This window comes from Tenacibaculum sp. ZH5_bin.1 (assembly GCF_042865525.1).
Classification (GTDB): domain Bacteria; phylum Bacteroidota; class Bacteroidia; order Flavobacteriales; family Flavobacteriaceae; genus Polaribacter; species Polaribacter mesophilus.
In genome coordinates, this window is sequence record NZ_JBEGIO010000001.1 from 763,112 (window position 1) to 788,737 (window position 25,626).

Genomic DNA, 25,626 nt, shown 5'->3' on the forward strand with positions numbered 1-25,626 from the left:
TTTGCGTAATATATAAACGAACTTTTAATTTAAATTTTTAATAATGAAACAATTAAAATTAGCTGTGATGGCTTTATTTGCGTTTGCTGCTGTAAACGTTAGCGCACAGGATTCAGACAACCCTTGGGCGGTTGGTTTCGGAGTTAACGCAGTAGACGTTAGGATTCCTACGAAATTTGGAGATTATGCTAAAGATTACATCGGTACTAGTGACTGGAATATCTTACCATCAATTTCAAGAGTAACTGTTGATAGATACTTAAACGATGGTTTTACATTACAATTAGCAGGATCATTAAATAAAATTGAAACTTTCCGTGAGGAGGATGATATGGATGAGCTTTACTGGGCTATCGATGCTAACGTAAAGTATGACTTAAACAACTTATTCGGTGAAACAGGATGGTTTGATCCTTATGTATATGTTGGTGGAGGTTATACTTCTTTAGCTGACGAAGGAGAAGGAATGTTAAATGCTGGTTTAGGATTTAATACTTGGTTTAACGATAACTTAGGGTTAAACTTCCAATCTGGAGGGAAAAAAGAATTTGCTGATAAGGTGCAAGATCACTTCCAACACTCTATTGGTTTAGTATTTAAATTCGGAGGAAAAGATACTGACGGAGATGGTGTATATGACAAGGATGATGCATGTCCAGAAGTTGCTGGATTAAAAGAATTCAACGGGTGTCCTGATACTGACGGAGACGGAATTAAAGATTCTGACGATGCATGTCCAGAAGTTGCTGGTTTAGCTGCTTTAAATGGTTGTCCTGATGCTGATGGAGATGGTATCGCTGATAAAGATGATGCTTGTCCAACTGAAAAAGGAACTAAAGCTAACAACGGATGTCCAGATGCTGATGGAGACGGTGTTGTAGACGGAAAAGATAAGTGTCCAAACACTGCTGGTCCAGCTGCAAACAATGGTTGTCCTTGGCCAGATACTGATGGAGACGGAGTATTAGACAAAGACGATAAATGTCCAAATGAAGCAGGTGTAGCATCTAACAACGGATGTCCTGAAGTAGTAATTAAGGAAGAAGCTGTTAAGAAATTAAACGAGTTTGCAAGAGCTATCTATTTTAATTCAGGAAAAACTTCTTTTAGAACTGGTACTACTGGTAAATTAGATTTAATCGCAGGAATTATGAAGGAGTACCCAAAAGCTAACTTTAGCATTCAAGGTCACACTGATAGTTCAGGGTCAAACAAGTTAAACCAAAGATTATCAGAAAAAAGAGCTAAGGCTGTTTTAGATTACTTAATCACTAAAGGTGGAATTGATTCAAAAAGATTAACTTCTGCAGGTTTTGGTGAAGATTATCCAATCGCTGATAACAAAACAAGAGCTGGTAGAGCTGAAAACAGACGTGTTGAGATTAAATTAGTAAAGTAATTTAATTACAATCACAATATCAATAAAAGCCTCACATTTGTGAGGCTTTTTTTTATGTAAAAATACTTACGAAAGGTTTTTTAAATTCCACTAAAAAAATTACCTTTGCACCTTGAAAAAATGAGTTAAAACTCATATAGTAAATAAAATAACTTTAATTACATATAGTAATGTCTACAATAACAGGTAAAGTTTCTCAAATTATTGGTCCAGTAATCGATGTTGAGTTTAATACAGAAAATGCTGAATTACCAAAGATCTATGACTCGTTAGAAATTAAAAAAGCAGACGGTTCAACTTTAGTTTTAGAAGTTCAACAACACATTGGTGAAGATACAGTTCGTACCATTTCTATGGATGCAACTGATGGTTTACAAAGGGGGCAAGAAGTAATTGCTACAGGTAACCCAATTCAAATGCCAATAGGTAATGATATCTACGGTCGTTTATTTAATGTAACAGGAGATGCAATTGATGGATTAGGAGATTTACCTAAAGAAGGTGAAGCTGGTTTACCGATTCACCGTCAAGCACCAAAATTTGAAGAATTATCAACTTCTACCGAAGTACTATTTACAGGGATTAAAGTAATTGATTTAATTGAACCTTATGCAAAAGGAGGTAAAATTGGATTGTTTGGAGGAGCAGGAGTAGGAAAAACAGTTTTAATTCAGGAGTTAATTAACAATATTGCAAAAGGACACGGAGGTTTATCTGTATTTGCAGGTGTAGGTGAAAGAACTCGTGAAGGTAATGATTTATTACGTGAAATGTTAGAGTCTGGAATTATCAAATATGGTGATGATTTTATGCACTCTATGGAAGATGGAGGATGGGATTTATCTAAAGTTGATAAACCAGGAATGAGAGATTCTAAAGCAACTTTCGTATTCGGTCAGATGAATGAGCCACCAGGAGCACGTGCTCGTGTAGCTTTATCTGGATTAACAATTGCTGAGTATTTCCGTGACGGAGCTGGTGAAGCACAAGGGAAAGATGTATTATTTTTCGTAGATAATATTTTCCGTTTTACACAAGCAGGTTCAGAGGTGTCGGCTTTATTAGGACGTATGCCATCAGCGGTAGGATATCAACCAACATTAGCAACAGAGATGGGAGCAATGCAAGAGCGTATTACTTCTACTAAGAAAGGATCTATTACATCTGTACAAGCGGTTTATGTACCTGCGGATGATTTAACGGATCCAGCACCAGCAACAACGTTTGCTCACTTAGATGCTACTACAGTATTATCTCGTAAAATTGCTGAGTTAGGTATTTATCCAGCGGTAGACCCATTAGATTCTACATCAAGAATTTTAACTGCTGATGTTTTAGGAGATGAGCACTATAACTGTGCACAAAGAGTAAAAGAAATACTACAACGTTATAAAGAATTACAAGATATTATTGCAATCTTAGGTATGGAAGAATTATCTGAAGAAGATAAGTTGGTAGTTCATAGAGCACGTCGTGTACAACGTTTCTTATCTCAACCATTCCACGTAGCTGAGCAATTCACAGGAATTCCAGGTGTATTAGTAGATATTAAAGACACTATTAAGGGATTCAACATGATTATGGATGGTGAATTAGATAAATATCCTGAAGCAGCATTCAACTTAAAAGGATCAATTCAAGAAGCAATTGATGCTGGAGAAAAAATGTTAGCAGAAGCATAATTAATTACTTTAAGCAAAAGCTTAAAGCCTAAAGCATTAAAATATGTATTTAGAAATTGTAACACCAGAAGCTATCTTATTTTCATCAGAAGTTGATTCTGTAGCAGTTCCGGGTATAAATGGAGAGTTCCAAATATTAGATAACCACGCACCAGTAGTATCTATTTTAAGTCAAGGTAAAATTAAAGTGCACGTCCATACTCAAGAGCACCTAGTTTTTGATGATTTACATGGAAGCATAGAAAGACTACCAGAAGATGATAAGATTTTAATTATGAAAATAAAATCTGGTACTATTGAAATGAAAGATAATAAAGTAATTATTTTAGCAGACTAAAAAAATACTTTTATCATTATACAATTAAAAGCAACCAAGTTTTGGTTGCTTTTTTTTAATTCAAAAAAATATAAGAAGCTTAAATTAATTATCTTTGCAGTAATGAATGGAATATTTTTATTTATTGGTGGACCTGAGATTTTTGTAATCTTATTAATAGTGGTTATGTTATTTGGTGCAGATAAAATTCCTGAAATAGCCAGAGGGTTAGGAAAGGGTATGCGTCAAATTAAAGACGCTACGAATGATATAAAAAGAGAGATTAATGACAGTGCCAAAAAACAAGGTATAGATACAGACTTTGTTAAAGATATAAATAGAGAAGTAAACGAAGTAAAAGATAATATTGACGATTTTACAGGGCCAATAAAAAGAAGTCGTTAAAACTGCTTTATAGCCCTTTTAAAGGGTTATTTAAATAGGCATAATGGTTAGTTAACTTACTTAGTTTAGTTCCACAGCGTATAATACGTTAAACATTGTTTTTAGTGTTTTATTAACAGCTTAGATTTTCTTATTACTACATTATTTGTGAAAAATGAGAGCTTATTCCTTTAAGGCTCTCTTTAAGTTTTTTTAATTAAGTTTTGGGATGACAAAATATCAAGGTGTGTTTAACCAAATAACATCCAATACAATAAAAAACACAATAACATTCAATTTGGAACTATTTAAATACGAGTAAGTATAAAAAGATGTAGTGAAGCTATTAAGGCCTCTTGATGTCTATGTTTCTATTTTTTTAAGTAAGTTTTATGATTTTTACTAAAAATATCATTTTTAGAGTATTTAAGCTGTAGAAATAACTCTTCAATAAATTTTTTGTAAAACTAAATTGATATATATAGATAAACGCTTGTAAAAGTTTACATAGTTTATAAGAGATTTATACAATCTTATTAGCTTTATTTGTTCTAATTATAGCTTGCTCATTTTTCCAATCAATCCATTTCTGTCCTTTAATACGGCGCATAATATTATCTATAGTACGCATAACAAAAACATTATAAATAGCTTTTCCTAAGTTTTTAGGATTACGAGCAATAGCACGTAAACTCATTGAAAAACCAGGTGTTACATAACGCATATAATGCCAATATCCTTCAGGCATATACAAAACGTTCCCGTGCTCAAGTTCAGCAACATGTCCTTTGGCATTTTTAAGCGCAGGCCATTTTTCAAAATCTGGTTCGTTAAAATCAATATCTTCACGGGTTATTAATGAGTGAGGAATCTTATACAGGAATTTATTTTGCTTTTGATCAAACAAAATACATTTCTTTTTTCCTTCAAAATGAAAGTGAAAGATATTGGCTAAATCAATATCATAATGCATGAATGTATACGAATCACGCCCACCAAAAAACAGCATTGGTAAGCCTTTCATTAAACGTAAACCAAAATCAGGAAAGGTAAAATCTTTTTGTAACTGAGGTACTTCCTTTAAAATATTCCATAAGAAAATTCTAAACTTAGTAGGTTCGCGTTTTAGTAAATCTACATATTCACTCATTTTCATTGTTGCGTGAGGTTCATTAAAACCATCTTTATAATCTACAGGCCTGTCATCATATAACGGAACAGTCTTATCTCCTGCTATCTGCTTCATATAATCTAAAGACCATTTATTATAAGCTGGCCAATCTTCAATAAAACGCTCAATAACCACAGGTTTTTGAGGCTTGAAGTAATTTTTAATAAAGTCTTCTTTAGTAATGGTTTCTACTCTGTCTATTTGTTGCAACTGTAATCCCATACATTCAATTTTTAGAGGAGCAAAGTTAAGAAAATGTTACGATGTTTTTTGAAGTGAATAATGTTAAAAATTAAATGAAGTTTATAATTAATAATCTTAGAAGTTAATTCTAAAGCTAAGGTTGGGGGTGAATGGTAAAGAATACGTATTTATTTCTTTTACATTATCTGTATTATTTTCATCAACAATATAATAGGTGTTTATTATATTTTTTCTGTTGCTAATATTAGTGAAACCAACTCTTATAGTTGATTTTAGATTTTTTGTGAAATTAAAGTTATAGCTTCCAGAAGCATTAATTCTGAAGAAATTAGAATGCCTTTCTTTATTTGGAGTATCATAATTTACAATAACTCTATTACCGTCTTGAATGGTTTCATTGTCTTTTACAGGTTTTGTGTATGGGGTTCCCGAACGTAGAATAGCACCTAAAGAGAGCTTAAAATTATTGGTAATGTTATAGTTAATGGCACTACTAAAAGAGTGTGTGATATCTAAACTACTAGGAAAAGTATCAGGAGTAAAAGTTTCAAATGTATAATTATTTTCCGTAAAGGAGTAGCTTAACCAACTACTAAGTTTTTTAGTTCTTTTATTAATTAAAAATTCAATACCTTTTACCTTATAGTTTCCTATAGAATTTAGTGTTTGAACATTGTTATAAAAACCTTGATTGGCAACAGTTATACCATCAACAAATTTATAAAAACCAGTAAGATCTATTTGTAAGTTATTTTTTGAATACTCTGCTCCAAAAGATACTTGTTTACTTTTAATAATAGGCGTTTTATCATTGTCAGCCAAAATCCATCTTCTTTTTTCTATACCTAAAAAGTTGTCTTGAAAATCTATCTTCTGTGCAGTTGTTTGATTTTTAAACTCTCCTTTTAATTTTAAAAATAGACTATTATAAAGTTGTTGTCTTAAGTTAATCCTTGGTTCTATGATAAGTTTATTAAAATCGTGAAAATAATTAGCACGAAAACCTACTCTAGCATAAGTGTTATTCTTACGATAAACTACCTCAGAAAAAAGAGCAGATTTAAGTAAAACTTCTTTTACAGATTTAGAAAATGTAGGAGCATTAACTGTTGTTTTGTTAGAAACACCTATTTCATTAAAAACAGCACCGTTTGTAAGTTGAAAAACATCTGAAAAATGATGATTAGTAATAAGCCTAATTTCAGACTCTAAAACCTTGTTAAATTGAGTTTGAAATTGATCAGTTTCTCTGTTAAAGTCTGATGAATTTATTGTATAATCAGAAATAAAAGTAGAGAGTTCTGTAGAAAATTTGGGCGACCAATTGGCATTCCAACTAATATTAGCTCCAAGATTCTCTTGTTTTAAATTACTGTTTTCTTCTACTGTTGAACCATTGTTTGTATATTCTTCTGTGTATTCTAAGTTGTTTTTTATACTTATTAAATTAGCTCTTAATGAATGATTTTTATTGATGTCATATAACACTTTAAAAGAGTAATCATAGAAGTAGAAATCAGTAGAGGCTTCACTTTCTTTATTGGAAGCTATAGAGTTTTCTTGAAAGCTTCTACTAAAATATTTGTCGTAGGTTGGGGTATCAAAAAAATCGGTATAAGATCTCCTTGCTGAAGCATGAATTTCGAGTTTTTTAGTTATAGGAGCCTGTAAAAAAGCGTCTGCACTTAGCAAATTAAAACCAGCACCTCCAGAGAATGTGTCAGTAATTTTGTTGTTGGTTTGCATGTTGACGGTACTGGAAACACCATCGCTAAACTTTGTACTAGTACCATTTTTGGTCACTGTAGCTTTTTCTGTTAAATATGGATTATATGCAGAAATTAAACCAAAAAAATGACTCGTGTGGTACATCTTAATTCCATCCCAAAGCATTAAGTTTTGATCGTTTGTTCCGCCTCGCACATTAATGTTCGATACACTTTCATTCACACTTTCTACACCAGGAAGTACTTTAATCGTTTTTAAAATGTCTGGTTCTATTAACCCTGGAAGAATTCCGAAATTTTTAGTTTTTAAAACGGTACCTCCATCGATGTTCTTTTGGAGGCCAGTAGTTAAAAAGTTAGGAATAATTACTTCTGATAACTCTTCTGACAAACTTTCTAGATATATTTCTTTACACAAGTTTTGAGAGAATAAATCTTTGGCTGGTAGTATAATAGGTTTGTATCCAATGTAAGAAATAGTAATGTTTGCATTTGCAGGAACTGAGTTGATGTTGAATTCACCGTTAGTATTAGATGTAGTTCCATTACTAGTATTATTAACTAAGATGGTAGCTAAAACCAATGGTTCAAGTGTATTACTGTTTACTATTGTTCCACAAATAGGAATTTTCTTTTTTAAGTACGATACAGTAATAAACCGATTATCTAAAATTTTAAAATTAAAGATAGTAACAGATTCTAAGTAGTTTATAGTTTCAGATAATGATAAGCTATCATCAGGTTTGTCAATGTATACACTTTCTAAATCCTTATCGGAATACGTAAAAGTTACCTGATGTTTTTTTTCAATTTCAACCAAGACATCTTTCAGTAAATTTTTGGTAATAATGTCCTGTGCTTTGATAGCAAAGGAAAATAGGAAGAGAAATAAAAAAGTAGTTTTTTTATTGACCATTCTTGTAAATAGTAATGCTTTTTTCTTCTATTTTATATGATAATTGTAAAGGAATTGTAACTGCTTGCAAAGCTACATTTATGTCTTTATGGGTAAAACCACCAGTATAAAGCTGTTCTAAATTAACATCCTTAGTTTTTATAACATAACCATATTGGTTTTGTAAGTCGTCTAATACAAATTGTAAAGGAGTACTTTTAAAATTAGACTCATCTTGTAACCAAGATTTATTATTAATATTAAAAGTATTTAAAGTGTCAATTTCACCATTTACAACTTTAAATATTTTTCCCTTAGCTAATTTAATTAATGAGTTGTTATAGTCTACACTAACTAAACCTTCGTAAGTTTTTACTTCAAAATAATTCTTTCTTTCTTTAACGTTAAATTGGGTTCCTAAAACAGTAACTTTTCCAATAGAAGTATTTACGGTAAAAGATTTTCCTTTTTTGACTTTAAAAAAAGCTTCTCCCTTAAGTTGTATATCTCTACTATTTTTCCAATCCTTTTTGTTGAAAGATACCGTGGAATTTGCATTTAAAATCACTTCAGATTCATCTGGTAAGTTAAAGGTTTTTGTTTCTGCATATTGCGTACTAAAGTTTACTGAATTATTGAAAAGTAAGAAATAAGAAGAAACTAGTAAAACAATAACTGCGGCAGCATATTTATAAAAGTTCTTGTAGTTTAATGGAACAACCTTACTTTTTTTAGTAGTAGCTTTTTTCAATTCAAATTCTTTAAAAGCCTTTTCAATATCCACTTTAGGAGTTTCTATGTGAGAAGAATAATGCGCTATTTTTTCAAGATTTTTAAAGTTTTTATCTTGTTTTAATAGAAACAGTTCTTCATCGGAGATTTCTCCGTTTAACCATTTTAATATGTATTGTTCATCTTTCATTTTGTGCTTAACTAACTTTTAGACAATAAAGAAGTAAATTTCCCTACCCTTACAATAATTCTATTTTTGATCTCAATTTTTTTAATGCTGAAGACATCCTTTTTTCAACAGCTTTTTGCGAGATATTTAGTAACTCAGCAATTTCTCGATATTTTTTACCGTCTATTCTATTCATTAAAAAAACCTCTCGTTCAGCCTCTGTTAAATTTTCAATAGCATTTTTTAGTTTGTTTTTAAACTCTTCTTCTTCTAATAAATATTCCGGACTTTGATTATTTATATCCAAATACGGAGCGCTTTTAGCATAGTTTAAAACAACTTTTTCATGCTTTAATTTGTTTAAAAAAAGGTTGTTTACACTAGTAAATAAGTACGATTTTGCCTTTTCATATGATATTTCTGAACATTTTTCCCACATTTTTAAAAAAGCTTCTTGTATTAAATCTAGGGCAGTATCTTTATCGTTAGATTTATAAGATGAGAAGTTGGTAACGAATTGAATATTAGTCTTATAAAACTCGTTAAAGTCTTCCTCATTACACAGTGATTTTTTAGTCATATGAATGCTTTTATAAAGTTAAAATAGAAAAAAAATCGAAAACAAAGGTAGGGTAAAACGATTTATAGTTTTCTAAAGGGCAGAAAGAGCTCAAAAAACAAATATTTAAAAAAATAAAATTTATTAAGATGAAAACAATAAAATTAATAAGCATACTAGCACTAGTTACTTTAACAATTTTTACTTCATGTCAATCAGAAGAAAATGAACAAGTAGGAACAAATCCAAATGCAAATGCACCTACTTCTGAAACTGCAAAGAAATATAAAAGAACAGGTATGAACGATGGTTCTGAAGATGATTTTTTGGATGGAAATTCATGTGCTGAGTTATTGTTTCCAATAACAGCAACTATAAACGGTAAAGAAGTGACTATTATAAATGAATTAGACTATAGTTTAGTTCTTGAAATAATGGATGAGTTTAATGATGATGATGATACCGTAGTTTTTAATTTTCCAATAACAGTAAAGTTAAATAACTATACAGAAGTAACTATAACTTCGCAAACAGAATTGGAAGAATTAAATAGAAAATGTGATGAAGCATCAGATGAAATGGAGGATGCTATCTCTTGTGCAAAAATAGAATATCCAATATCAATGCTCACTTATGATGTTAATTTAGAACAAACAGGTACTGTTGTAATCGAATCGGAAAAACAGTTGTACAACTTTGTAGATAGCTTAGATTCAAGCGAATTATTCTCTGTTAAGTATCCAATAACTATAACTTTAAATAACGGCAGTTCTGTGAAAGTTAATAGTGATTCTGAATTTGAAGACGCTATTGAAGAGTGTACCTCTTATGAAGAAGAAGAGGAAGCAGCAGAAGTAGCAGCCGACGAGTTAGAAACCATTATCAGTAAAGCTAAATTTAAGGTAGAAAGCTTTATTCAGGCAGGAGTAGAAAAAGCTGACGAATATGCTGCATATACTATAGAATTTACAAATGAAGGGAAATTAATAGCAAGAAATATAGTAAACACAACTTTAGAAAATATCGAAGGAGAATATGATGTAGAATCAGATACAAGAGTCCTTTTAGAAGTTGAGTTTGAAGCTGGAACTGTTGTAAGCGCTTTAGGTAATGAATGGGTTGTAACTACTTATACAAGCACTTTACTTACATTACAAAGTACAACAGATACTTCAATAACATTAACATTTAAAAAGATATAAAGAAAAAATCTTTTAAGCTAGTTGATTTTGGAACTTTATGGCTACGCTAGTAGTAGCCTAAAGTTTTAAAAAACCAATGATATTCAAATTACGTAAGTAAGATAAAGAAAGAATAATGAGAAAAAAGTTTTTTACAGTTTTACTATTCAGTGTTTTGATTTGGGGATGTTCCAAAGAAAGTGAACCAATAATTAATGATGGTGTTGAGGTTGCAAAAGAGAATAGAAAACCTACGGGAGCATCAGCAAATGAGTTATTATCAGACAATGTTTATAAAAAAACGATTGTAGAGTTAGCTTATGTTGAAGGATTTGAACCAACTGAAGAGGCAAAGAATAACTTTAAAAACTTTATTGAAGAAAGAACTTTCAAACCAAACGGTGTAGAATTATATACGAAATCAATACCTACTATAGGAAAAGAAGTATATACAATCAATGATATTGTAACGATTGAAAACGAGCATAGAACTTATTATAACACACAAAATACCATAACGGTTTGGGCATTGTTTATAAATGGTAAATCTTCAAAAGATTCCGATTCTTCTTTTGTTTTAGGCACTGCATATTATAATACATCGTTTGTAATTTTTGAAGAAACTATTAGAGAACTAAGTAATGGAACATTTGATCCAGAAAGAAGCTTATTAGAGTCTAGTGTAATCCATCATGAATTCGGACATATTTTAGGACTTACAAATTTAGGAACCCCTTTACAAACAGACCATGAAGATGCAGATCATCCAAAACATTGTAACGAAGAAAGTTGTTTAATGTATTGGGCAGCAGAAACTAGTCATGGTATTGGAAACATATTCTCATCAAATAAAATTCCAACATTAGATAGCCAATGTATAGCAGATTTACAAGCTAATGGTGGAAAGTAGATCGTAAAATTAAATCAATAAAAGATGAAAAAAATTCAGTTAGTAATAGTATTTATAACAATGATTAGTGCATCTATAGTTGCACAAGATAGTAGTAAAAAGTCCAAAGCTGGTATTAAAGGAGGATATAACTTGTCTGCAGTGAGTTTTAATGGAGATTCGGAAACAGAGCAGCTACATGGATTTCATATAGGTTTTTATGGAGAGTCATTTATAGGAAATAGTGTTTCACTTCAATTGGAACTATTATACTCACAACAAGGGTATAAAATTATAGATGGAGGAGGTACTTATAAGCAAGAGCTAGATTATATAAATCTTCCTTTAATGGTAAAACTGTATCCTTCTGAAAACTTTTTTTTAGAGGCAGGACCTCAAATAGGACTTTCAATAGCACATAAAGAAACCTTTGATAGTGGCTTTATTCTGTATGATACCTCAAAAGAGTTTGATCCTAGGAATTTTGATTGGGGATTAAATTTTGGTGGAGGTTTTAAAACAAATAGTGGAGTAAGTTTAGGAGTAAGGTACCATCTAGGATTGAATGATATTTATGATGAAGACAAACCCAAAAATAGAGTCTGGCAATTTTATATAGGGTTTGACTTCTAGTAAAAAAAGCGATGTTTAAGCATCGCTTTTTTTGATATTAAGTTATCCTCTTAACAGTAGTTAAATTAAAGAAGCTTTATTTTTAAATTTGTAAAAATAAAAGTAAGAAGAAATGATAGAGTTGTCAGAAACATTTTGGAATAATAAGTACTTACATAATAAAACAGGATGGGATTTAGGAAAGATATCCAACCCGTTAAAAGAATATGTTGATCAATTAGAAGATAAAAGTATTCAGGTTTTAATACCTGGAGGAGGAAACTCATACGAGGCGGAGTGTTTATTTAATAAAGGATTTAAGAATGTTTTTGTAGTAGATATTGCTTCAACACCGTTAAAAAGAATTCAAAAAAGAGTTCCTAACTTCCCAAAGGAAAATTTAATTCATGCTGATTTTTTTGAATTAAAAGGCACTTTTGATTTGATTATAGAACAGACTTTTTTCTGCGCTATCAATCCAGGGTTAAGACTAAAGTATGCACAAAAAGCACATGAATTACTAACTAATAAAGGTAAACTAGTTGGTTTGCTGTTTGATGCAGTACTAAATGAAGACCATCCACCTTTTGGAGGGAATAAAAATGAATATGAAAAATACTTCGCACCCTATTTTACAGGAAGTATGGAACCTTGTTACAATTCATCAGGAGGAAGAAAAGGTATGGAGCTGTTTGTGAAAATGATAAAAAAATAACCGTTAAATTTAATTCAACGGTTATTTCTTATTTGATGTTAGGCTCTTATTTCTTTAGCCTCTTGCTTCTTTTGTTCGTTACGCTCAATTTTATGGTCTGGTCTTGTCCATTTTGGTTTTTCACCTAACGATTGGTATTGTGAGTTTTCTGCTTCAACAGATTCTCTTTGTTCATGCTTAAAGAAAGGCTTTTGTGTATTTAAACCTAAATCTTCAAACATTTTCATGTCTTCATTAATATCAGGATTTGGAGTAGTTAATAATTTGTCTCCTGCAAAAATTGAGTTTGCACCAGCAAAGAAACACATTGCTTGACCTTCTCTACTCATTTGAGTTCTACCTGCTGATAAACGTACTTGTGAATCTGGTAATACAATACGAGCAGTAGCTACCATACGAACCATTTCAAAAATGTTTACAGGAGGTTGCTCTTCTAACGGAGTTCCCTCAACTGCAACTAATGCATTGATAGGTACAGATTCTGGGTGTGGAGAGAAGCGAGTTAAAGTTTCAAGCATTCCAGCTCTGTCTTCTAAAGATTCTCCCATACCAATAATACCTCCTGAGCAAACAGTTACATTTGTTTTACGTACATTTTCAATAGTGTCTACTCTATCTTTAAAAGCACGTGTAGAAATTACATCATCGTAATAATCTTCTGAAGTATCAATATTGTGGTTATAAGCATACAAACCAGCTTCCGCTAAACGTTTTGCTTGATTTTCGGTAACCATACCTAAGGTACAGCAAACCTCCATGTCTAGTTTGTTAATAGTACGTACCATTTCTAACACTTGGTCAAATTCTGGTCCGTCTTTTACGTTTCTCCAAGCTGCACCCATACAAACTCTTGATGATCCACCTTCTTTGGCACGTAAAGCTTGTGCCTTAACTTGGTTTACAGTCATCAAATCATTTCCCTCAACATTGGTATGATAACGTGCTGCCTGCGGACAATACCCACAGTCCTCAGAACACCCACCAGTTTTTATAGAAATTAAGGTACTTACCTGTACTGTATTTGGGTCGTGATATTTTCTATGCATAGTTGAAGCCTCGTACAAAAGCTCCATTAAAGGCTTATTGTATACTTCTAGAATTTCCTCTTTCGTCCAATCGTGTCTAATTTCAGTCATAAATTCGAGTTGTTTGTGGTGGTAAAAATAAAAAATTCCGCTTCGAAAGCGGAATTTTATGACTCTTATTTTTCTTTGTCAAGAGAATCTCTCTTATCGATTGTTTTTAAGTGTTCTTCGTTGTGATTAAAATAGAAACCGCATTTCCTCCAAAACCAACAGCGTTTACCAGTATTTTATTGAGTTTTTTTGGAGTGTGTTGAGGTTCAGCAAAGGGAACTTCAATAACTTGTTGGTGTTGTAGCATTAGTACGGCTAATTCTAAACTTAACAAGCCAGAAGCACCAAACGTATGACCGATTTTCCATTTATTGGTAGTTAAAAAAGGTACTTTGTTAGAAAATACTTTTTGAATCGCATTAATTTCCGATTGATCTCCTTTAATAGTTCCAGGAGCATGCATTACAATAGCGTCAATTTCATTTGGAGAAATTGTTCCTAAAGCCATTTTCATTGATTTTTGAAAACATTCTGCATCTGTTGTTACAGAAGTATTGTGTTTCAAAACTTCAGTAGCATATCCAACCCCTTCAATAAAAGCGATAGCATTTTCTTTACTTCCACTCTCTAAACAAAATACAGAAGCACCTTCTCCCAATACCATGGTGTTTTTGGTTTTGTTGAGGTCAAAAGCCTTACATGGATATTCATCATTTTCTTTAGAATATACTTTTAATGCCTGCATTTGAGCGATGGTAAAATCAGTTAGTGAAGCTTCGCTAGCGCCAATCATAAATTTTTCTGACATTCTCGATTGTAACCAAGCTACACCATTAAGTAACGAATGCAAGCCAGTAGAACAAGTAATAGAATGTGAGATTTCTGGTCCGTTACTCTGTAAATCATGCGCAATCCAAGAAGAAATATTTCCTAAAGTAGTAGTTGGAGAGCTTAAGGTAGATGATTTTCCTGTAGCTAAAAACTCTTTGTGATATTTTTCAAACAAAGAAGTAGCACCGCGAGAAGAACCAATGTTAATTCCAAAGTTATCCGAAGATTTCCAGTCTGTTTGTTCCATTGCTTTTCTAGCAACAAAGAGCGTGTATAAAACAGATGGATCTAAATTTTTATATTTATTATCTGAATTTTGAACCTCCTCAATAGCGTGTATATCCTCAACAGTCAATTGTGCTACCCATGCTTTAGAATCTTCAAACTCTTTAGAGCTTAAAAAATGTTGCTTATTTAGGTAGTTTTTCCAAATTTTTTCAGTAGTGCTTCCTAAGGCTGAAACAGATGCAAATGATGTTATAGAGATAAGTTCTTTCAACACGATAAAATTTCAGCAAAAATAAAAGTAAAATCAAGTATTCTAAAGAAAATAAAAATATTTATCTTGGGATAAAATTATTGAAGTTATGAGTGAGCAACGTCAAAAAAGTTGGTTTGGAAGAAATTGGTTGTGGTTTATACCATTAACAGGATGTTTAGGGTTTATTTTATTAATTGTTTTAGGTGTAGGTGCAGCATTTTTTGGAGTGTCGAAAATAATGACAAGTTCTACTCCTGTTGAATATGCTATTGAGCAGGCATCTAAAAACGAGTTGGTTATTGAAAACTTGGGACAACCTATTGAAAAATATGGAATTCCATCAGGAAATATTTCTCTTACCAATGACGATGGAAATGTAGATTTTTCTATTCCGATAAGAGGAGATAAAGGAGAAGGAACTCTTATTGTTAGAGGAATTAAGATAGATGGAGAATGGGTTTACGAAGATTTATACGTTCATATTAAAGAAACTCAAGAAGATATTAATTTATTAGAAAAGGAAAAAGTTCTAGAGACTATCTAGAACTTTTTCAATAGTTGTATATATTTTTTCAAGTTGCTCTTTCGTAATTACATAAGGTGGTTGAATGTAAATAGTGTTTCCTAACGGACGTAAGAAAACGCCTTCATCCATAAAAGACTTTAAAAGTTGGTCTCGAAGCGTTCCATAACGACCAGAATTGGTGTTTAAATCAATCGCCAAAATGACACCTTTACATCTTGTTGTGTTCACTTTTGGGTGATTTTCTATCTTTTCGGAAAAAGAGATATTAGAGTTTTCAATAAATTGGATGTTGTCCTGAATCTCTTTGGTTTGTAATAACTCAATACTAGCCAATGCAGCACTACAAGCTATTGGATTTGCAGAATAGGTATGGCAGTGGAAAAAACCTTTGGCAATATCATTATCTAAAAAAGCTGTGTAAATTTCTTCAGTACATGAAGTAATTGACATAGGAACCAATCCAGCGGTCAATGCTTTACTTAAGCATATAATGTCTGGTTTGGTAGCAATTTCATCAGAAGCAAAATGGTTTCCTGTTTTTCCGAAACCAGTCATTACTTCATCAGCAATAGTTAACACGTCATTTTCTTTACAAATAGCTAAGATACTATTCAAATCTTCGGCTTTGTGAATTTTCATTCCAGCCGCACCTTGTACTAATGGTTCGTATATGAATCCGGCAACATTATGTTCTGAAATAATCTGTTGTAATTTTTGTGCGATAGTTTCATTATTTTCACCGTTTGGCACAGGAATACGTTGAATGTCCATTAAAAAATCTTCAAATGGGCCATTGTATACTGATAATCCAGAAACAGACATCGCTCCGAAGGTATCTCCATGAAAACCATCTTCAAAAGCAATAAAAGTGTTACGTTTTTCCCCTTTGTTAAAATAGTATTGTAAAGCCATTTTAATTCCCGCTTCTACAGCAGTAGATCCATTATCATTAAAAAAGATTCTATTTTGATTTTCAGGAAGAATTTTAATCAATTCTTCTGATAATTTTACGGCGGGTTCGTGGGTGAAATCACTAAACATTATTTGATCTAATGTTTGCATTTGTTCATATACGCGACTTGTAATGTAATCATTACAATGCCCAAACATACAGGTATACCAAGATGAAATAGCATCAATATATTCGTTACCGTGTTCGTCGGTTAGCATGCATCCTTTGGCTTTTACAATACCCAAACTGTTTGGGTGTGTTTGATGTTGTTTTAGCGGATGCCATAAATGTTTTTTATCGCGTTCTTGTAAGTTCATAGGTTTCGTTCTTTTGAAAAAGAGCTGTCAAATGTACAATAGAAATACATAAAACCACTCCGAAATAGGCAATAAACAATAGCCACATAATTGAGGTTGAAAACAATTCAGAAAAAAATGTAGGAAAAACTAAAAAAGCTTCTGAAGTGAGTAAGAAAAAGGTGTAAACAATCCAGGTGCTTGTATGGGGTTTTGTTTCCAATTCCATCCAAATAAAAGGCAGGTACATTCCTAAAAATAGTAAATGTAACCAAGCTATGAGCATAAACCTATTCGTTATAACTAAGTTAGAAAAGTAAGGAATACTGCCAAAGCAATTCATAATTCCGATAAATAGTAGTATCCCAAAAAACAATTGGTATGTAAGCTTTTGCTTTGAAAATGATTTCTTTAGTTTTAGGAAAAATAGTGTCAAAATTATTGAGCCAATACCTCCTATAATTTGAATAGCCAGATGATTAAAACTATACTTTAATGAGTGTGTATATAATAGTACAAGAGCACTAATAATTAAGAAGGTTTGTTTTTTTGATAGCTCAACAGTTGTTCTTTGAAAAAGAATGGCAAGCATCCAAAGAAAAAAGGAACCGAAATACTGAAAGTGTAAGTAGAAAAAAATAGCTTGTTGATACCAAGGGGAACTTTGCATTTTCATTGCCATTAAAGGTCCAAGTGCATACGGACCAATGGAAGAAATAAAATGAAAGATAATTCCTACTTTTATTAATGTTAAAGTTGATTTTTCACCAATTAATCGTTTCCATAGTCTAATTACCAACCAGTAACTAATCCACAAGTGTAAGGTAGAGAATGTAATAGTAACCAATGCATACCCTTGGATAATAAACCCTACTAACAAAATGGCAACACAAACCTGTAAAGCAAGATATAATCGATAAGAAGTGTTATCAATTCCATTCGTAAACCTTGTAAAAAGGAGTAGAATTAAAGCATTGAAAACAAAACCCAATAACATAATGTGAGAATGGGAGTGCAATACAAACTTAAACGGAAAGTTAGCAATGCTTCCTGTAAAAGCATAACGCAAAACCAGCCCTATAACTCCTCCTAAAAAACCAAAAATTAAAGGAAAAGACCAAAGATGTTTTGCGGTAACAGGTTTCATTTATAAATTACTTTTAAATAATTCAGCGTATTCTTTAATCACATTCTTATCGAAATAAGGTTCTTCTTCAATCCGTCCAATTACAGGAACATCTGTCATTTTTTTGATAATGTCTTCCGTTGTTTTATGTTCGTTTCCTGAAAAAATCAACGATACTTCAAATCCTTTTTCTTTTAATAAGTTAACTGTTAATAGGGTGTGATTGATACTTCCCAAATAATGACGAGACACAACAACAACTTTATAATCAGGTTTGATAATGTCTAACAAGGTGTTTTTATCATTAAGAGGGACTAACAATCCACCAGCCCCTTCAATAACTAAATTATTTTTAGTCGAAGGTTCTTTTATGTTGTCAATTTCAATAGTCACTCCATCAATTTCTGCGGATGCGTGTGGACTCATTGGTGTTTGTAGTGCATATGCGTTTGGATGAAAAACAGTGGTTGAGTTAGAAATTAGTTTTTCTACCTTATGAGTATCAGAATGTTCTAGGTCACCTGACTGAATAGGTTTCCAGTAATCTGCTTGCAAAGCTTCTGTGACAATAGCAGCAGCAACGGTTTTTCCTACTTCTGTAGAGATTCCAGTAATAAAATATTTTTTCATTTAAAAATTGTTTTACAATCGTTGCAGATGAATTTCTTACTTTCAAAAAAAGGAAAGAGCATAAAAAAGATGTTTTTACGTTGTAAATCGGCAACTAATATTTTTGTAGAATTACATTTTGGACAATGAATTTCGTTTCCTTCTTCATCCTTTACGTAAGTTCTTATTTCGTTATAAACAGTAGCAGCTTTTTCTAAATCATTATTGTGTACCAATAGCTTAACTCCACCAATGGCTTGACTAATTAAAGGATCAGAATCAATTGTTTTTTCATCCATTAACATGGTTCTAATATCTTCTGAATCTAATTTAGCCTTTACAACTTGTGCCTCAGTAGAGTATTCAAACACAGCTAAAATGGTATAATTATCTTGCATTGTATTTTTTAAACAAAAGTAGCAAGGTTCTCTAAAACATTTGTAATTTCTTCTTTAGAATTATAAGCGTGTAAACAAAAACGTAATCGTTCTTGGTTTGTAGGGACGGTAGGGGATAGAATAGGCTTTACTTCAAAACCATGTTGTTGTAATTGCAAAGCCATATTTTTTACATGTTCATTGCCAGAGATAATACAGCAATGAATGGCAGAAGTACTTTGAATGAAGTTTAATCGGAACCTATTGGATTCTGAAATAAAATGTTGAATGTTTTGTTGAAGTTGTGCTTTAGAATCGCTAATAATTAATTCGTCGTAAGCAATTTTTATTGTAGCTAGGGCATGTGGCGGTAAACCAGTAGTGTAAATAAAACTACGAGAAAAATTAATAAGATACTGTTGTAGTTGCTTGCTTCCCAAAATGGCTGCTCCATGACAGCCTAAACCTTTTCCGAAGGTAATAATTCGGGCAAAAACCACATCTTCTAAATGTAATTTTTGAATGAGCCCAAAATCAAATACCCCCAAAGCATGTGCTTCATCTACAACAAAATGTACATTTGTATATTTTTTGATAATTTGTGACATTGCTGTCAAGTCAGGAGAGTCACCATCCATAGAAAAAATAGATTCGGTAATCACATAAATTTCTGAATCGTTATTCTGAGTAAACCGAAGTATTTTTTCTTCTAAATCTTTTGTGTCATTATGTTTGAACTTAAAAGATTTTGCATTAGATAATTGAATTCCATCTCTTATAGAAGCATGAATAAGTTCATCAAACAAAATAATATCACCACGTTGAGGTACCGAAGCAAAAAAACCGATGTTAGCATCGTAACCAGAGTTGAAAACTAAAGCAGTTTCAGAATTATGAAGTTTAGCTAGCTGTTTTTCAACTATTGTATATAGTTTGTGATTTCCAGAAAGTAAGCGAGATCCTGTAGCTCCGTTAACCTTATGATTGTTATCAACTAAAAACTGATGTGTTTTATCAAAGATCATCTCTGATTTAGCAAATCCTAAATAATCATTGGAAGAAAAATCGACAAAAGAATTCTCTTTACCGAGGTTTCTTAAAGCGTTATTTATTTTTCGTTGATTGAGTTTTTTATTAAGTTTATTAGGGAGCTGCATAGTGCAAAAATAGAGGAAAATAATATGTCTTTAAAACTAGTTTTTATATTAAAATTACTAAAAAACAATTATTTTTTTAAATGAAACGTTTGGAAGTTAGTTATTTAGTTTTATATTTGTTACGACACAAGGCAATATTTGTTATCTTCTTTCTTCTTATAGAATGGCGCCAAAAAATAAAAAAAGAGAAGGTTTTATATTGTTTAAAGCTTTCTCTTTTTTTATTGAGAAAGCTCTAAAAGTGTTTTAAATTAATTATTCAACCCAAAAAAAAGAAACTATGGGATCATTTAGAGCAAGTTTCGAATTCGCAGGAAAAGAATTCGACGTATTACAAGCTGAGTACAGCTTAAACAGAAACACAGACACAAAAGGTAAACCATCTTCAAGTGTAAACGGAGGAAGAGTTACTTTAACTATTGAATCTACATCAGATACTTCTGTTATCGAGGCAATGGTGAATAGCCAATTTAAGTCTGTAGATGGAAAAATTGTTTTCAAGAAAACAGAAGAAGATTCAAAAATGAAAGAAGTGGAGTTTAAAAACGCTTATATCGTTTATTTCAAAGAAGATTTAGATGTAAACAACGAAATTCCAATGAAATTAACAGTTACTTTCTCAGCTGAAGAATTATTAATTGGTAACGCTAACTTAGACAATCGTTGGCCAGTAGCTTAATATAAAACAATGCCTAAGTTTTAAACTTAGGCATTGCCTTTTTTAATACCTAAGCTATATGAAAAAGGTAGAGATAGTTGTTACAAATGAAAAAGAAGGATTAGCTAGAATCACTAGTTATCCTTATCGTCCTGATAAAAAAAGATATGAGGTTCCTTTATATAAAGTGTATGTAAAAAATCTTGAAACTCAAAAAACACATGAATTTAAAGCTATTAGGTTTGGTGTAAAACGTACAAAACTTAAAGCAGCGCATGTTGTAGGTCTTCAAGATAATCAAGAATATACACTGCAGTGGAGTTATATAACTACAATGCGAGAAATGGCTTGGAGAGTTTATTCAGGCTTTTTTATACATAGAGGTCCTGCTAACCCTTTAGCGGGTTTTGGTTCAATAGGTTGTGTTGAAATATGTGGAGTTGGAGAATGGGAAAGATTCAATACTTTAATTAAGCAAATTACAAAGTGTAGTAGTGAAGAAGAAGTTAGTTTGAATAAATTGGCAAAAGTTATTTATAAAAAAGCTACTAGACCGATACTAAAACTAATACCTTAATAAATGATTTTTCAAAAATCATATAGTTACATATATATCTTATTGTTTTTCTTGTTTGCATGTAAAAGTACATCATCGTTAGGTCAAAAGAAAGACAACAAGTATTATACAGTGTTTTCTGAATTGAAAGAAGACAATAGCTATCTTAATGAATTGTTTAAGGAGCTAAAAGATAATTTTAATCTTTGTGAGGTTACTGAATCTCAAAAAAAAATTTATAAAAAATATCCTAAAGTTTTTTTAGAAGAATTAGCACGAAGTTTTGAAAACACGTCTTTTTTAAAAGTTAAAAGTTTAAAAACGCTTTCTGTTTTATCGTTAAAAGAAAAACAAGAATACAATGATTTGTGTATAAGTATTGAAGAATGGGATTTTGATAAAATTAGCGATGCACACACAGTTTTTAATAATCTAAAAAAGTACAGAGAAAAAGAAATAAAATTCAATACAATAAATTGGATATGGGTAACTTATGATAATCGTATTTATAGGATTAGTTCAGATAATCATAGTGTTACTAATGAGGAGATGGTTAGAGTAAAAAAAAGTTTAACGTCTTTATTAAAAAAGAAAGGTAATGTTAAAGATTTTGCCTTTTACGAATAAAAAAAATAAATTATGAAAAAATTTGATACTAAAATTAGTATAGACGGGCAGTTTATTGATTATTATGAATCAATAAGCTTGGCGCAACAAATATATAATCATCACTTTTTCTGTGTTGAATTAGATTATCAAGTTATTGAAAAGTTAGGAACACATACAATAGATGCTTCTAAAAAATGGCTAGGAAAAGATATGATGATTGTTTTTGAAGATTATAGCTTTTCAGGAGTAATAACTAATATAGAGTTAGTACATAACAATGGGTTTGAGAGTAGGTTGCATGTATCAGGCTATTCAAAAACCATTTTGTTAGAGGCAGGTAAACACTTGCAGTCTTGGTTAAAAAAAGAGTTATCTACCATAATAAAAGATGTAACAGAGCAAGCTAGTGTTAAAGCTGAGGTAACCCCAGTTTTTAAAGAAGAGATAGAATATGAATGTCAGTATAACGAAAGTCATTATACACTAATTAAACGTTTAGCAAAACAATATAATGAATGGTTATATTACGATGGTCAAAAACTATTATTTGGCAAGCCTTCTTCTCAAAAAGCAGCTATAGAGCTTATTTATGGAAAAGATTTACCTTCTTTACATATAGGTATTGAAACAAAACCAAATAATTTTAGTGCATTTTCCTATAACAGTTTATTAGATGAAAAACATTCAGAAAAAGTAAAAGGAAATGTAAAAGGTCTTAACGAATTAGGGGCTCATTCATTTAAAGCGTCTAAAGACGTGTTTAAGTTAGCATCTAATCAACATTTAAATGGTGTTTTTAACGACAAATCTAAAATAGAAAAAGCGATAGAAGCTTTACGATCGTCAAAAATGGCAAATAGTCATGTAATTAAAGGTAAATCAAACAAACAAAGTTTAACTGTAGGATCTATAATTAAAGTTTTAGCAATAGGGTTTAAAGATGGAGAGGGAGCAAAAGAGCAGAAGCCTTATGGAGAGTATATTATAACTGAAATAGAGCATGAAGCCTTTAAAGATGGATATGAAAATAGCTTTACCGCAATAGCTTCTAGTGTAGAAGTTTTACCTACCAATTTTGAAGTTAATTTCCCAATTGCTGAACCACAGCTAGCTACAGTCGTATCCAACAAAGATCCAGAAAATAAAGGAAGAGTTCAAGTAAAATTCCAGTGGCAAGTAGATAATATGAAATCTAGTTGGATACCAGTACTAACTCCCGATGGTGGTAAAAGTGATCAAGTGAATGTTAATAGAGGGTTTGTTTTTGTACCAGAAGAAGGAGATCAAGTAATGATAGGGTTTAGGTATAATACTCCTAATCGTCCATTTGTAATGGGAAGTTTTTTTAATGGAAAAACAGGAGCAGGAGGAAGTGATAACAATAAAATAAAAAGCATTACAACTCGTAGTGGAAGTACCATAACGTTTGATGATGATGAAGGAAAAGGAAAAATAACAGTTAGTGATCCAAGTGGAAGCACGGTTACATTGAATGGAGATGAAACCATTAGCATTAGTGCACCTAAAAGTATAACGCTAAGTTCAGAAGAAATTAAAATAGAAGCTAGTAAATCTGTAACTATAGATGGTAAAGACGAAGTTTCTGTAAACTCTAAGAAAATAGTACAAGAGGGAAGTGATTTAGTAGAAATAAAAACAAAATCTAACCTTAAAATAGAATCTAAAACACAAGAAACTAAGTCGAGTAAATATAGTGTAGAAGGGAAAAGTGTAGATATTCAAGGAATGAATACTAGTGTAAAAGGAAATGTTAAGCTAAGCTTAAACTAAATTAATTAGCTATGCAGGAGAATAATGCTATAACACATAGAATTACACAACTACAAACAAAATGGTTTAGAAAAGTAAAAGAAGACACAAAACTGGTAAGATGGCTTATTGAAGAAAATGAGTATAGAATGTTAGAAGCTTTTGTGTTGTTAGAATCGGGAGAACATGGAGTTTTGTCAGAATTCTTTTTTCCGTTTACAATACCTTTTTTCGATAATAAAGAGGAATCTTTTGCTTTAAACCTAAAAAATGCTTGGATTGACACATGGAATAATAAACAGTATAGAGATGAAGTTCCTAAAAAACTTTTACCACAATGGCAAAGTCAGCCTTATGAGAATACAGCTGTAAAGAATAGAGAACAAGAGTTCTTGGAGTGTATGAGTTCTTTTGCACAAGCTATTTCTAATAATGCTAGGTTGGTGCTAGTTTTATTACCTCAAAATTTAAAACAATTAGGAAAACAATGGGGAAATTGGGTGTTGTCTTTAACTGAAAAGCTTCCAGATAATTTACAAATAATGGTTGTAGATTATAAAGATAGCAAAGCTTTTAGGTATATACCAAACGAGGTAAAAGAAGTAAGTATAGAAGCCAATTTAAAGATGTTTCAGGCTATGAAAGAAATAGTAGCTTCTTCTGGAGATGCTCATGAACCAGGAATAGCTATAAATACCTGTCTTTTAAACATATTTGAAGAGCTTCAAAAAGAAAACATACGTGGAGTTGAATTGTGGGGGAATAAAGGTATTGAAGTAGCTAAAGAAGCAGCCAGTAAAAGTTTAGAGGCAACGGTGCTTATTACTTATGGTAGTGCATACTTTCAGCTTAAAAAGTACGATAAAGCATTGGTTAAATTTAAAAACGCTTTAACAGCTTGCTATGATGGAATTGCTCAAGACGATACAGTTTGTGAGAGTTTATTAATTCAGGGATACAATTTTACAGCAGCCACTTACCATGTAAAAAGAAATAAAAGTGAAGCTATTGAATACTATTTAAAAACAGCAGAAACAGCTAAAAGCTATCAAGTATATCCAACTTATATAGAATCAATCAGGTTAGCTTCCGAATTATCAGTAAAACAATTTAACAGTAAAGAAGCCTACAAGTTACTTAACAACTGTTTTGAAACGGTAAAAGAATTGGATAAAACAATGTTACGTTACACAACTTTTTTTTTAGTGTGCGAAAAACTATATGATAAATACCATGCAAACAATGAGAAAGATGCAGCAATAACAGTTGAAAATTTGGTAAAGAGTATTTGGGGAGAACATTGGAAAAAACCTAAGCCAGAAGAAATGATACAACCAGTTAGTATGATAACAAATACCTAAAAAAATATGCAGCCAGCATCAAAACATACAAATATAGCAATGGGTATAGATATTCATTTTGTAACTATACCACCATCACCAGCACCAATTCCTATACCACACCCTTTTATAGGAATGATTTTCGACCCAATGGATTATATTCCTGTTATAGGAACCAATGTGTATGTAAACAATCAAAAACGAGCAAATGCAGGTACCATGGCTACTTTAGGAACCATAAAACACTTTCCTTTAGGAGCCGGATTTTATCCTGCTACTATGCCGTTAATAGACCATGAAGGATTGCACTTTTTTGGTAGTAAAACAGTAGAAGTAGATAGCTCTTATTTTAGTGTTGCAAGTTATAATATGATGACTTGTAGTTGTATAGGAATTCCTTTAGGATCGCCAAATATGTACACACCTACCACTACCACAATACCTATTCCAGCAGGACCTCCTGTTATTGTAGGTGGACCTCAAGTACCCGATTTAATGGGAGTTGTTATGAAACTCGCTATGCTAGGAGGCCTAAAGTTTTTAATGAAATTTGGAGGTAAAACCTTTAAAAAACTTGCTAAAAAATTAAAGAAAGGTTGTAATTGCCCATCATAAAACCTAAAAAAG

The 25,626-nt window shown here is 31.6% G+C and carries 26 protein-coding genes; 15 read left to right on the plus strand and 11 right to left on the minus strand.

All coding sequences use genetic code 11. From position 1 onward, the window contains the following. Nucleotides 1-43: 43 nt before the first annotated feature. From ABHQ57_RS03415 to ABHQ57_RS03430, 4 genes are all read left to right on the plus strand, one after another. A complete protein-coding gene (locus ABHQ57_RS03415) occupies nucleotides 44-1,399 on the plus strand; it encodes an OmpA family protein (RefSeq protein ID WP_047790680.1) in 1,356 nt (451 codons plus the stop codon). Nucleotides 1,400-1,569: 170 nt separating this feature from the next. Continuing rightward, nucleotides 1,570-3,081, plus strand: a complete 1,512-nt coding sequence (atpD, locus tag ABHQ57_RS03420) for a F0F1 ATP synthase subunit beta (RefSeq protein ID WP_047790679.1) — start codon at nucleotides 1,570-1,572, stop codon at nucleotides 3,079-3,081. 43 nt (nucleotides 3,082-3,124) lie between these two features. After that, entirely contained in the window at nucleotides 3,125-3,418 is a 294-nt protein-coding gene (locus tag ABHQ57_RS03425; protein WP_047790678.1) for a F0F1 ATP synthase subunit epsilon, read from the plus strand. 102 nt (nucleotides 3,419-3,520) lie between these two features. Then, a complete protein-coding gene (locus tag ABHQ57_RS03430) occupies nucleotides 3,521-3,802 on the plus strand; it encodes a twin-arginine translocase TatA/TatE family subunit (protein ID WP_047790677.1) in 282 nt (93 codons plus the stop codon). A gap of 502 nt (nucleotides 3,803-4,304) precedes the next feature. Here the strand turns inward: ABHQ57_RS03430 and ABHQ57_RS03435 are convergent. From ABHQ57_RS03435 to ABHQ57_RS03450, 4 genes are all read right to left on the minus strand, one after another. Further along, complete coding sequence (locus ABHQ57_RS03435; protein ID WP_073182200.1) at nucleotides 4,305-5,174, minus strand: cupin-like domain-containing protein; 870 nt, start codon at nucleotides 5,172-5,174, stop codon at nucleotides 4,305-4,307. A 96-nt stretch (nucleotides 5,175-5,270) separates the two neighbouring features. Continuing rightward, the gene (locus tag ABHQ57_RS03440) at nucleotides 5,271-7,799 is read right to left on the minus strand and encodes a carboxypeptidase-like regulatory domain-containing protein (RefSeq protein ID WP_167712846.1); all 2,529 of its coding nucleotides are present in this window, start codon (nucleotides 7,797-7,799) and stop codon (nucleotides 5,271-5,273) included. Then, complete coding sequence (locus tag ABHQ57_RS03445) at nucleotides 7,789-8,700, minus strand: FecR family protein (protein ID WP_167712848.1); 912 nt, start codon at nucleotides 8,698-8,700, stop codon at nucleotides 7,789-7,791. The genes ABHQ57_RS03440 and ABHQ57_RS03445 overlap by 11 nt, the downstream gene beginning before the upstream one ends. A 49-nt stretch (nucleotides 8,701-8,749) precedes the next feature. Next, nucleotides 8,750-9,259 (minus strand): RNA polymerase sigma factor, encoded by a 510-nt coding sequence (locus ABHQ57_RS03450; protein ID WP_167712850.1) that lies wholly within the window; start codon nucleotides 9,257-9,259, stop codon nucleotides 8,750-8,752. A gap of 128 nt (nucleotides 9,260-9,387) precedes the next feature. Between ABHQ57_RS03450 and ABHQ57_RS03455 the strand changes: the two genes are divergently transcribed. The 4 genes from ABHQ57_RS03455 (at nucleotide 9,388) to ABHQ57_RS03470 (ending at nucleotide 12,635) form a co-directional block, all read left to right on the plus strand. Further along, nucleotides 9,388-10,440 carry a hypothetical protein gene (locus tag ABHQ57_RS03455; protein ID WP_159488534.1) on the plus strand — a complete coding sequence of 351 codons (1,053 nt, stop codon included), beginning with the start codon at nucleotides 9,388-9,390 and terminating at the stop codon, nucleotides 10,438-10,440. 115 nt (nucleotides 10,441-10,555) lie between these two features. Continuing rightward, complete coding sequence (locus ABHQ57_RS03460) at nucleotides 10,556-11,329, plus strand: membrane metalloprotease (RefSeq protein ID WP_167712852.1); 774 nt, start codon at nucleotides 10,556-10,558, stop codon at nucleotides 11,327-11,329. Nucleotides 11,330-11,353: 24 nt separating this feature from the next. Further along, nucleotides 11,354-11,941 (plus strand): porin family protein, encoded by a 588-nt coding sequence (locus ABHQ57_RS03465; RefSeq protein ID WP_047790671.1) that lies wholly within the window; start codon nucleotides 11,354-11,356, stop codon nucleotides 11,939-11,941. Nucleotides 11,942-12,053: 112 nt separating this feature from the next. Then, nucleotides 12,054-12,635, plus strand: a complete 582-nt coding sequence (locus ABHQ57_RS03470) for an SAM-dependent methyltransferase (protein WP_125064421.1) — start codon at nucleotides 12,054-12,056, stop codon at nucleotides 12,633-12,635. 38 nt (nucleotides 12,636-12,673) lie between these two features. On the opposite strand, the gene bioB is transcribed toward ABHQ57_RS03470, so the two are convergent. Then, complete coding sequence (gene bioB, locus ABHQ57_RS03475) at nucleotides 12,674-13,771, minus strand: biotin synthase BioB (protein ID WP_073182195.1); 1,098 nt, start codon at nucleotides 13,769-13,771, stop codon at nucleotides 12,674-12,676. Between the two features lie 106 nt (nucleotides 13,772-13,877). Beyond that, nucleotides 13,878-15,041: a beta-ketoacyl synthase N-terminal-like domain-containing protein gene (locus ABHQ57_RS03480; protein ID WP_167712856.1), complete on the minus strand. Its 1,164-nt coding sequence runs from the start codon at nucleotides 15,039-15,041 to the stop codon at nucleotides 13,878-13,880. Nucleotides 15,042-15,129: 88 nt separating this feature from the next. Here ABHQ57_RS03480 and ABHQ57_RS03485 point away from each other — a divergent pair, with 88 nt between their 5' ends. After that, nucleotides 15,130-15,567 carry a cytochrome c oxidase assembly factor Coa1 family protein gene (locus ABHQ57_RS03485; RefSeq protein ID WP_167712858.1) on the plus strand — a complete coding sequence of 146 codons (438 nt, stop codon included), beginning with the start codon at nucleotides 15,130-15,132 and terminating at the stop codon, nucleotides 15,565-15,567. Here ABHQ57_RS03485 and bioA read toward each other — a convergent pair. From bioA to ABHQ57_RS03510, 5 genes are read right to left on the minus strand one after another with little or no spacing between them, the layout of a single operon-like run. Further along, complete coding sequence (gene bioA, locus ABHQ57_RS03490) at nucleotides 15,553-16,818, minus strand: adenosylmethionine--8-amino-7-oxononanoate transaminase (RefSeq protein ID WP_167712860.1); 1,266 nt, start codon at nucleotides 16,816-16,818, stop codon at nucleotides 15,553-15,555. The genes ABHQ57_RS03485 and bioA overlap by 15 nt on opposite strands. Then, entirely contained in the window at nucleotides 16,796-17,944 is a 1,149-nt protein-coding gene (locus ABHQ57_RS03495) for a hypothetical protein (protein WP_167712862.1), read from the minus strand. Before ABHQ57_RS03495 ends, bioA begins: the two co-directional genes overlap by 23 nt. Then, nucleotides 17,945-18,553 (minus strand): dethiobiotin synthase, encoded by a 609-nt coding sequence (gene bioD / locus ABHQ57_RS03500; RefSeq protein WP_047790665.1) that lies wholly within the window; start codon nucleotides 18,551-18,553, stop codon nucleotides 17,945-17,947. Further along, nucleotides 18,550-18,930: a putative signal transducing protein gene (locus ABHQ57_RS03505; RefSeq protein WP_167712863.1), complete on the minus strand. Its 381-nt coding sequence runs from the start codon at nucleotides 18,928-18,930 to the stop codon at nucleotides 18,550-18,552. Before ABHQ57_RS03505 ends, bioD begins: the two co-directional genes overlap by 4 nt. Before the next feature lie 8 nt (nucleotides 18,931-18,938). Beyond that, entirely contained in the window at nucleotides 18,939-20,066 is a 1,128-nt protein-coding gene (locus tag ABHQ57_RS03510; RefSeq protein WP_167712865.1) for a pyridoxal phosphate-dependent aminotransferase family protein, read from the minus strand. A 280-nt stretch (nucleotides 20,067-20,346) separates the two neighbouring features. Between ABHQ57_RS03510 and tssD the strand changes: the two genes are divergently transcribed. From tssD to ABHQ57_RS03540, 6 genes are read left to right on the plus strand one after another with little or no spacing between them, the layout of a single operon-like run. Then, entirely contained in the window at nucleotides 20,347-20,745 is a 399-nt protein-coding gene (gene tssD / locus ABHQ57_RS03515; RefSeq protein ID WP_073182189.1) for a type VI secretion system tube protein TssD, read from the plus strand. Nucleotides 20,746-20,803: 58 nt separating this feature from the next. After that, complete coding sequence (locus tag ABHQ57_RS03520) at nucleotides 20,804-21,301, plus strand: hypothetical protein (protein ID WP_047790808.1); 498 nt, start codon at nucleotides 20,804-20,806, stop codon at nucleotides 21,299-21,301. A 3-nt stretch (nucleotides 21,302-21,304) separates the two neighbouring features. Next, a complete protein-coding gene (locus tag ABHQ57_RS03525) occupies nucleotides 21,305-21,907 on the plus strand; it encodes a hypothetical protein (protein WP_167712867.1) in 603 nt (200 codons plus the stop codon). Between the two features lie 12 nt (nucleotides 21,908-21,919). Beyond that, complete coding sequence (locus tag ABHQ57_RS03530; RefSeq protein ID WP_389862325.1) at nucleotides 21,920-23,680, plus strand: type VI secretion system Vgr family protein; 1,761 nt, start codon at nucleotides 21,920-21,922, stop codon at nucleotides 23,678-23,680. Nucleotides 23,681-23,691: 11 nt separating this feature from the next. After that, entirely contained in the window at nucleotides 23,692-25,020 is a 1,329-nt protein-coding gene (locus ABHQ57_RS03535) for a hypothetical protein (RefSeq protein ID WP_389862327.1), read from the plus strand. A gap of 6 nt (nucleotides 25,021-25,026) precedes the next feature. Further along, nucleotides 25,027-25,614: a hypothetical protein gene (locus tag ABHQ57_RS03540; protein WP_047790812.1), complete on the plus strand. Its 588-nt coding sequence runs from the start codon at nucleotides 25,027-25,029 to the stop codon at nucleotides 25,612-25,614. The last annotated feature ends 12 nt before the right edge of the window (nucleotides 25,615-25,626 follow it).

Coding starts and splice junctions, on each gene's coding strand:
- ABHQ57_RS03495 (WP_167712862.1), bottom strand. CDS start 17,944: ATGAAACCTGTTACCGCAAAACATCTTTGGTCTTTTCCTTTAATTTTT.
- tssD (WP_073182189.1), top strand. CDS start 20,347: ATGGGATCATTTAGAGCAAGTTTCGAATTCGCAGGAAAAGAATTCGAC.
- atpD (WP_047790679.1), top strand. CDS start 1,570: ATGTCTACAATAACAGGTAAAGTTTCTCAAATTATTGGTCCAGTAATC.
- bioA (WP_167712860.1), bottom strand. CDS start 16,818: ATGAACTTACAAGAACGCGATAAAAAACATTTATGGCATCCGCTAAAA.
- ABHQ57_RS03430 (WP_047790677.1), top strand. CDS start 3,521: ATGAATGGAATATTTTTATTTATTGGTGGACCTGAGATTTTTGTAATC.
- ABHQ57_RS03510 (WP_167712865.1), bottom strand. CDS start 20,066: ATGCAGCTCCCTAATAAACTTAATAAAAAACTCAATCAACGAAAAATA.
- ABHQ57_RS03440 (WP_167712846.1), bottom strand. CDS start 7,799: ATGGTCAATAAAAAAACTACTTTTTTATTTCTCTTCCTATTTTCCTTT.
- ABHQ57_RS03535 (WP_389862327.1), top strand. CDS start 23,692: ATGCAGGAGAATAATGCTATAACACATAGAATTACACAACTACAAACA.
- ABHQ57_RS03520 (WP_047790808.1), top strand. CDS start 20,804: ATGAAAAAGGTAGAGATAGTTGTTACAAATGAAAAAGAAGGATTAGCT.
- ABHQ57_RS03525 (WP_167712867.1), top strand. CDS start 21,305: ATGATTTTTCAAAAATCATATAGTTACATATATATCTTATTGTTTTTC.
- ABHQ57_RS03415 (WP_047790680.1), top strand. CDS start 44: ATGAAACAATTAAAATTAGCTGTGATGGCTTTATTTGCGTTTGCTGCT.
- ABHQ57_RS03435 (WP_073182200.1), bottom strand. CDS start 5,174: ATGGGATTACAGTTGCAACAAATAGACAGAGTAGAAACCATTACTAAA.
- bioD (WP_047790665.1), bottom strand. CDS start 18,553: ATGAAAAAATATTTTATTACTGGAATCTCTACAGAAGTAGGAAAAACC.
- ABHQ57_RS03540 (WP_047790812.1), top strand. CDS start 25,027: ATGCAGCCAGCATCAAAACATACAAATATAGCAATGGGTATAGATATT.
- ABHQ57_RS03455 (WP_159488534.1), top strand. CDS start 9,388: ATGAAAACAATAAAATTAATAAGCATACTAGCACTAGTTACTTTAACA.
- bioB (WP_073182195.1), bottom strand. CDS start 13,771: ATGACTGAAATTAGACACGATTGGACGAAAGAGGAAATTCTAGAAGTA.
- ABHQ57_RS03505 (WP_167712863.1), bottom strand. CDS start 18,930: ATGCAAGATAATTATACCATTTTAGCTGTGTTTGAATACTCTACTGAG.
- ABHQ57_RS03425 (WP_047790678.1), top strand. CDS start 3,125: ATGTATTTAGAAATTGTAACACCAGAAGCTATCTTATTTTCATCAGAA.
- ABHQ57_RS03450 (WP_167712850.1), bottom strand. CDS start 9,259: ATGACTAAAAAATCACTGTGTAATGAGGAAGACTTTAACGAGTTTTAT.
- ABHQ57_RS03530 (WP_389862325.1), top strand. CDS start 21,920: ATGAAAAAATTTGATACTAAAATTAGTATAGACGGGCAGTTTATTGAT.
- ABHQ57_RS03465 (WP_047790671.1), top strand. CDS start 11,354: ATGAAAAAAATTCAGTTAGTAATAGTATTTATAACAATGATTAGTGCA.
- ABHQ57_RS03460 (WP_167712852.1), top strand. CDS start 10,556: ATGAGAAAAAAGTTTTTTACAGTTTTACTATTCAGTGTTTTGATTTGG.
- ABHQ57_RS03445 (WP_167712848.1), bottom strand. CDS start 8,700: ATGAAAGATGAACAATACATATTAAAATGGTTAAACGGAGAAATCTCC.
- ABHQ57_RS03485 (WP_167712858.1), top strand. CDS start 15,130: ATGAGTGAGCAACGTCAAAAAAGTTGGTTTGGAAGAAATTGGTTGTGG.
- ABHQ57_RS03470 (WP_125064421.1), top strand. CDS start 12,054: ATGATAGAGTTGTCAGAAACATTTTGGAATAATAAGTACTTACATAAT.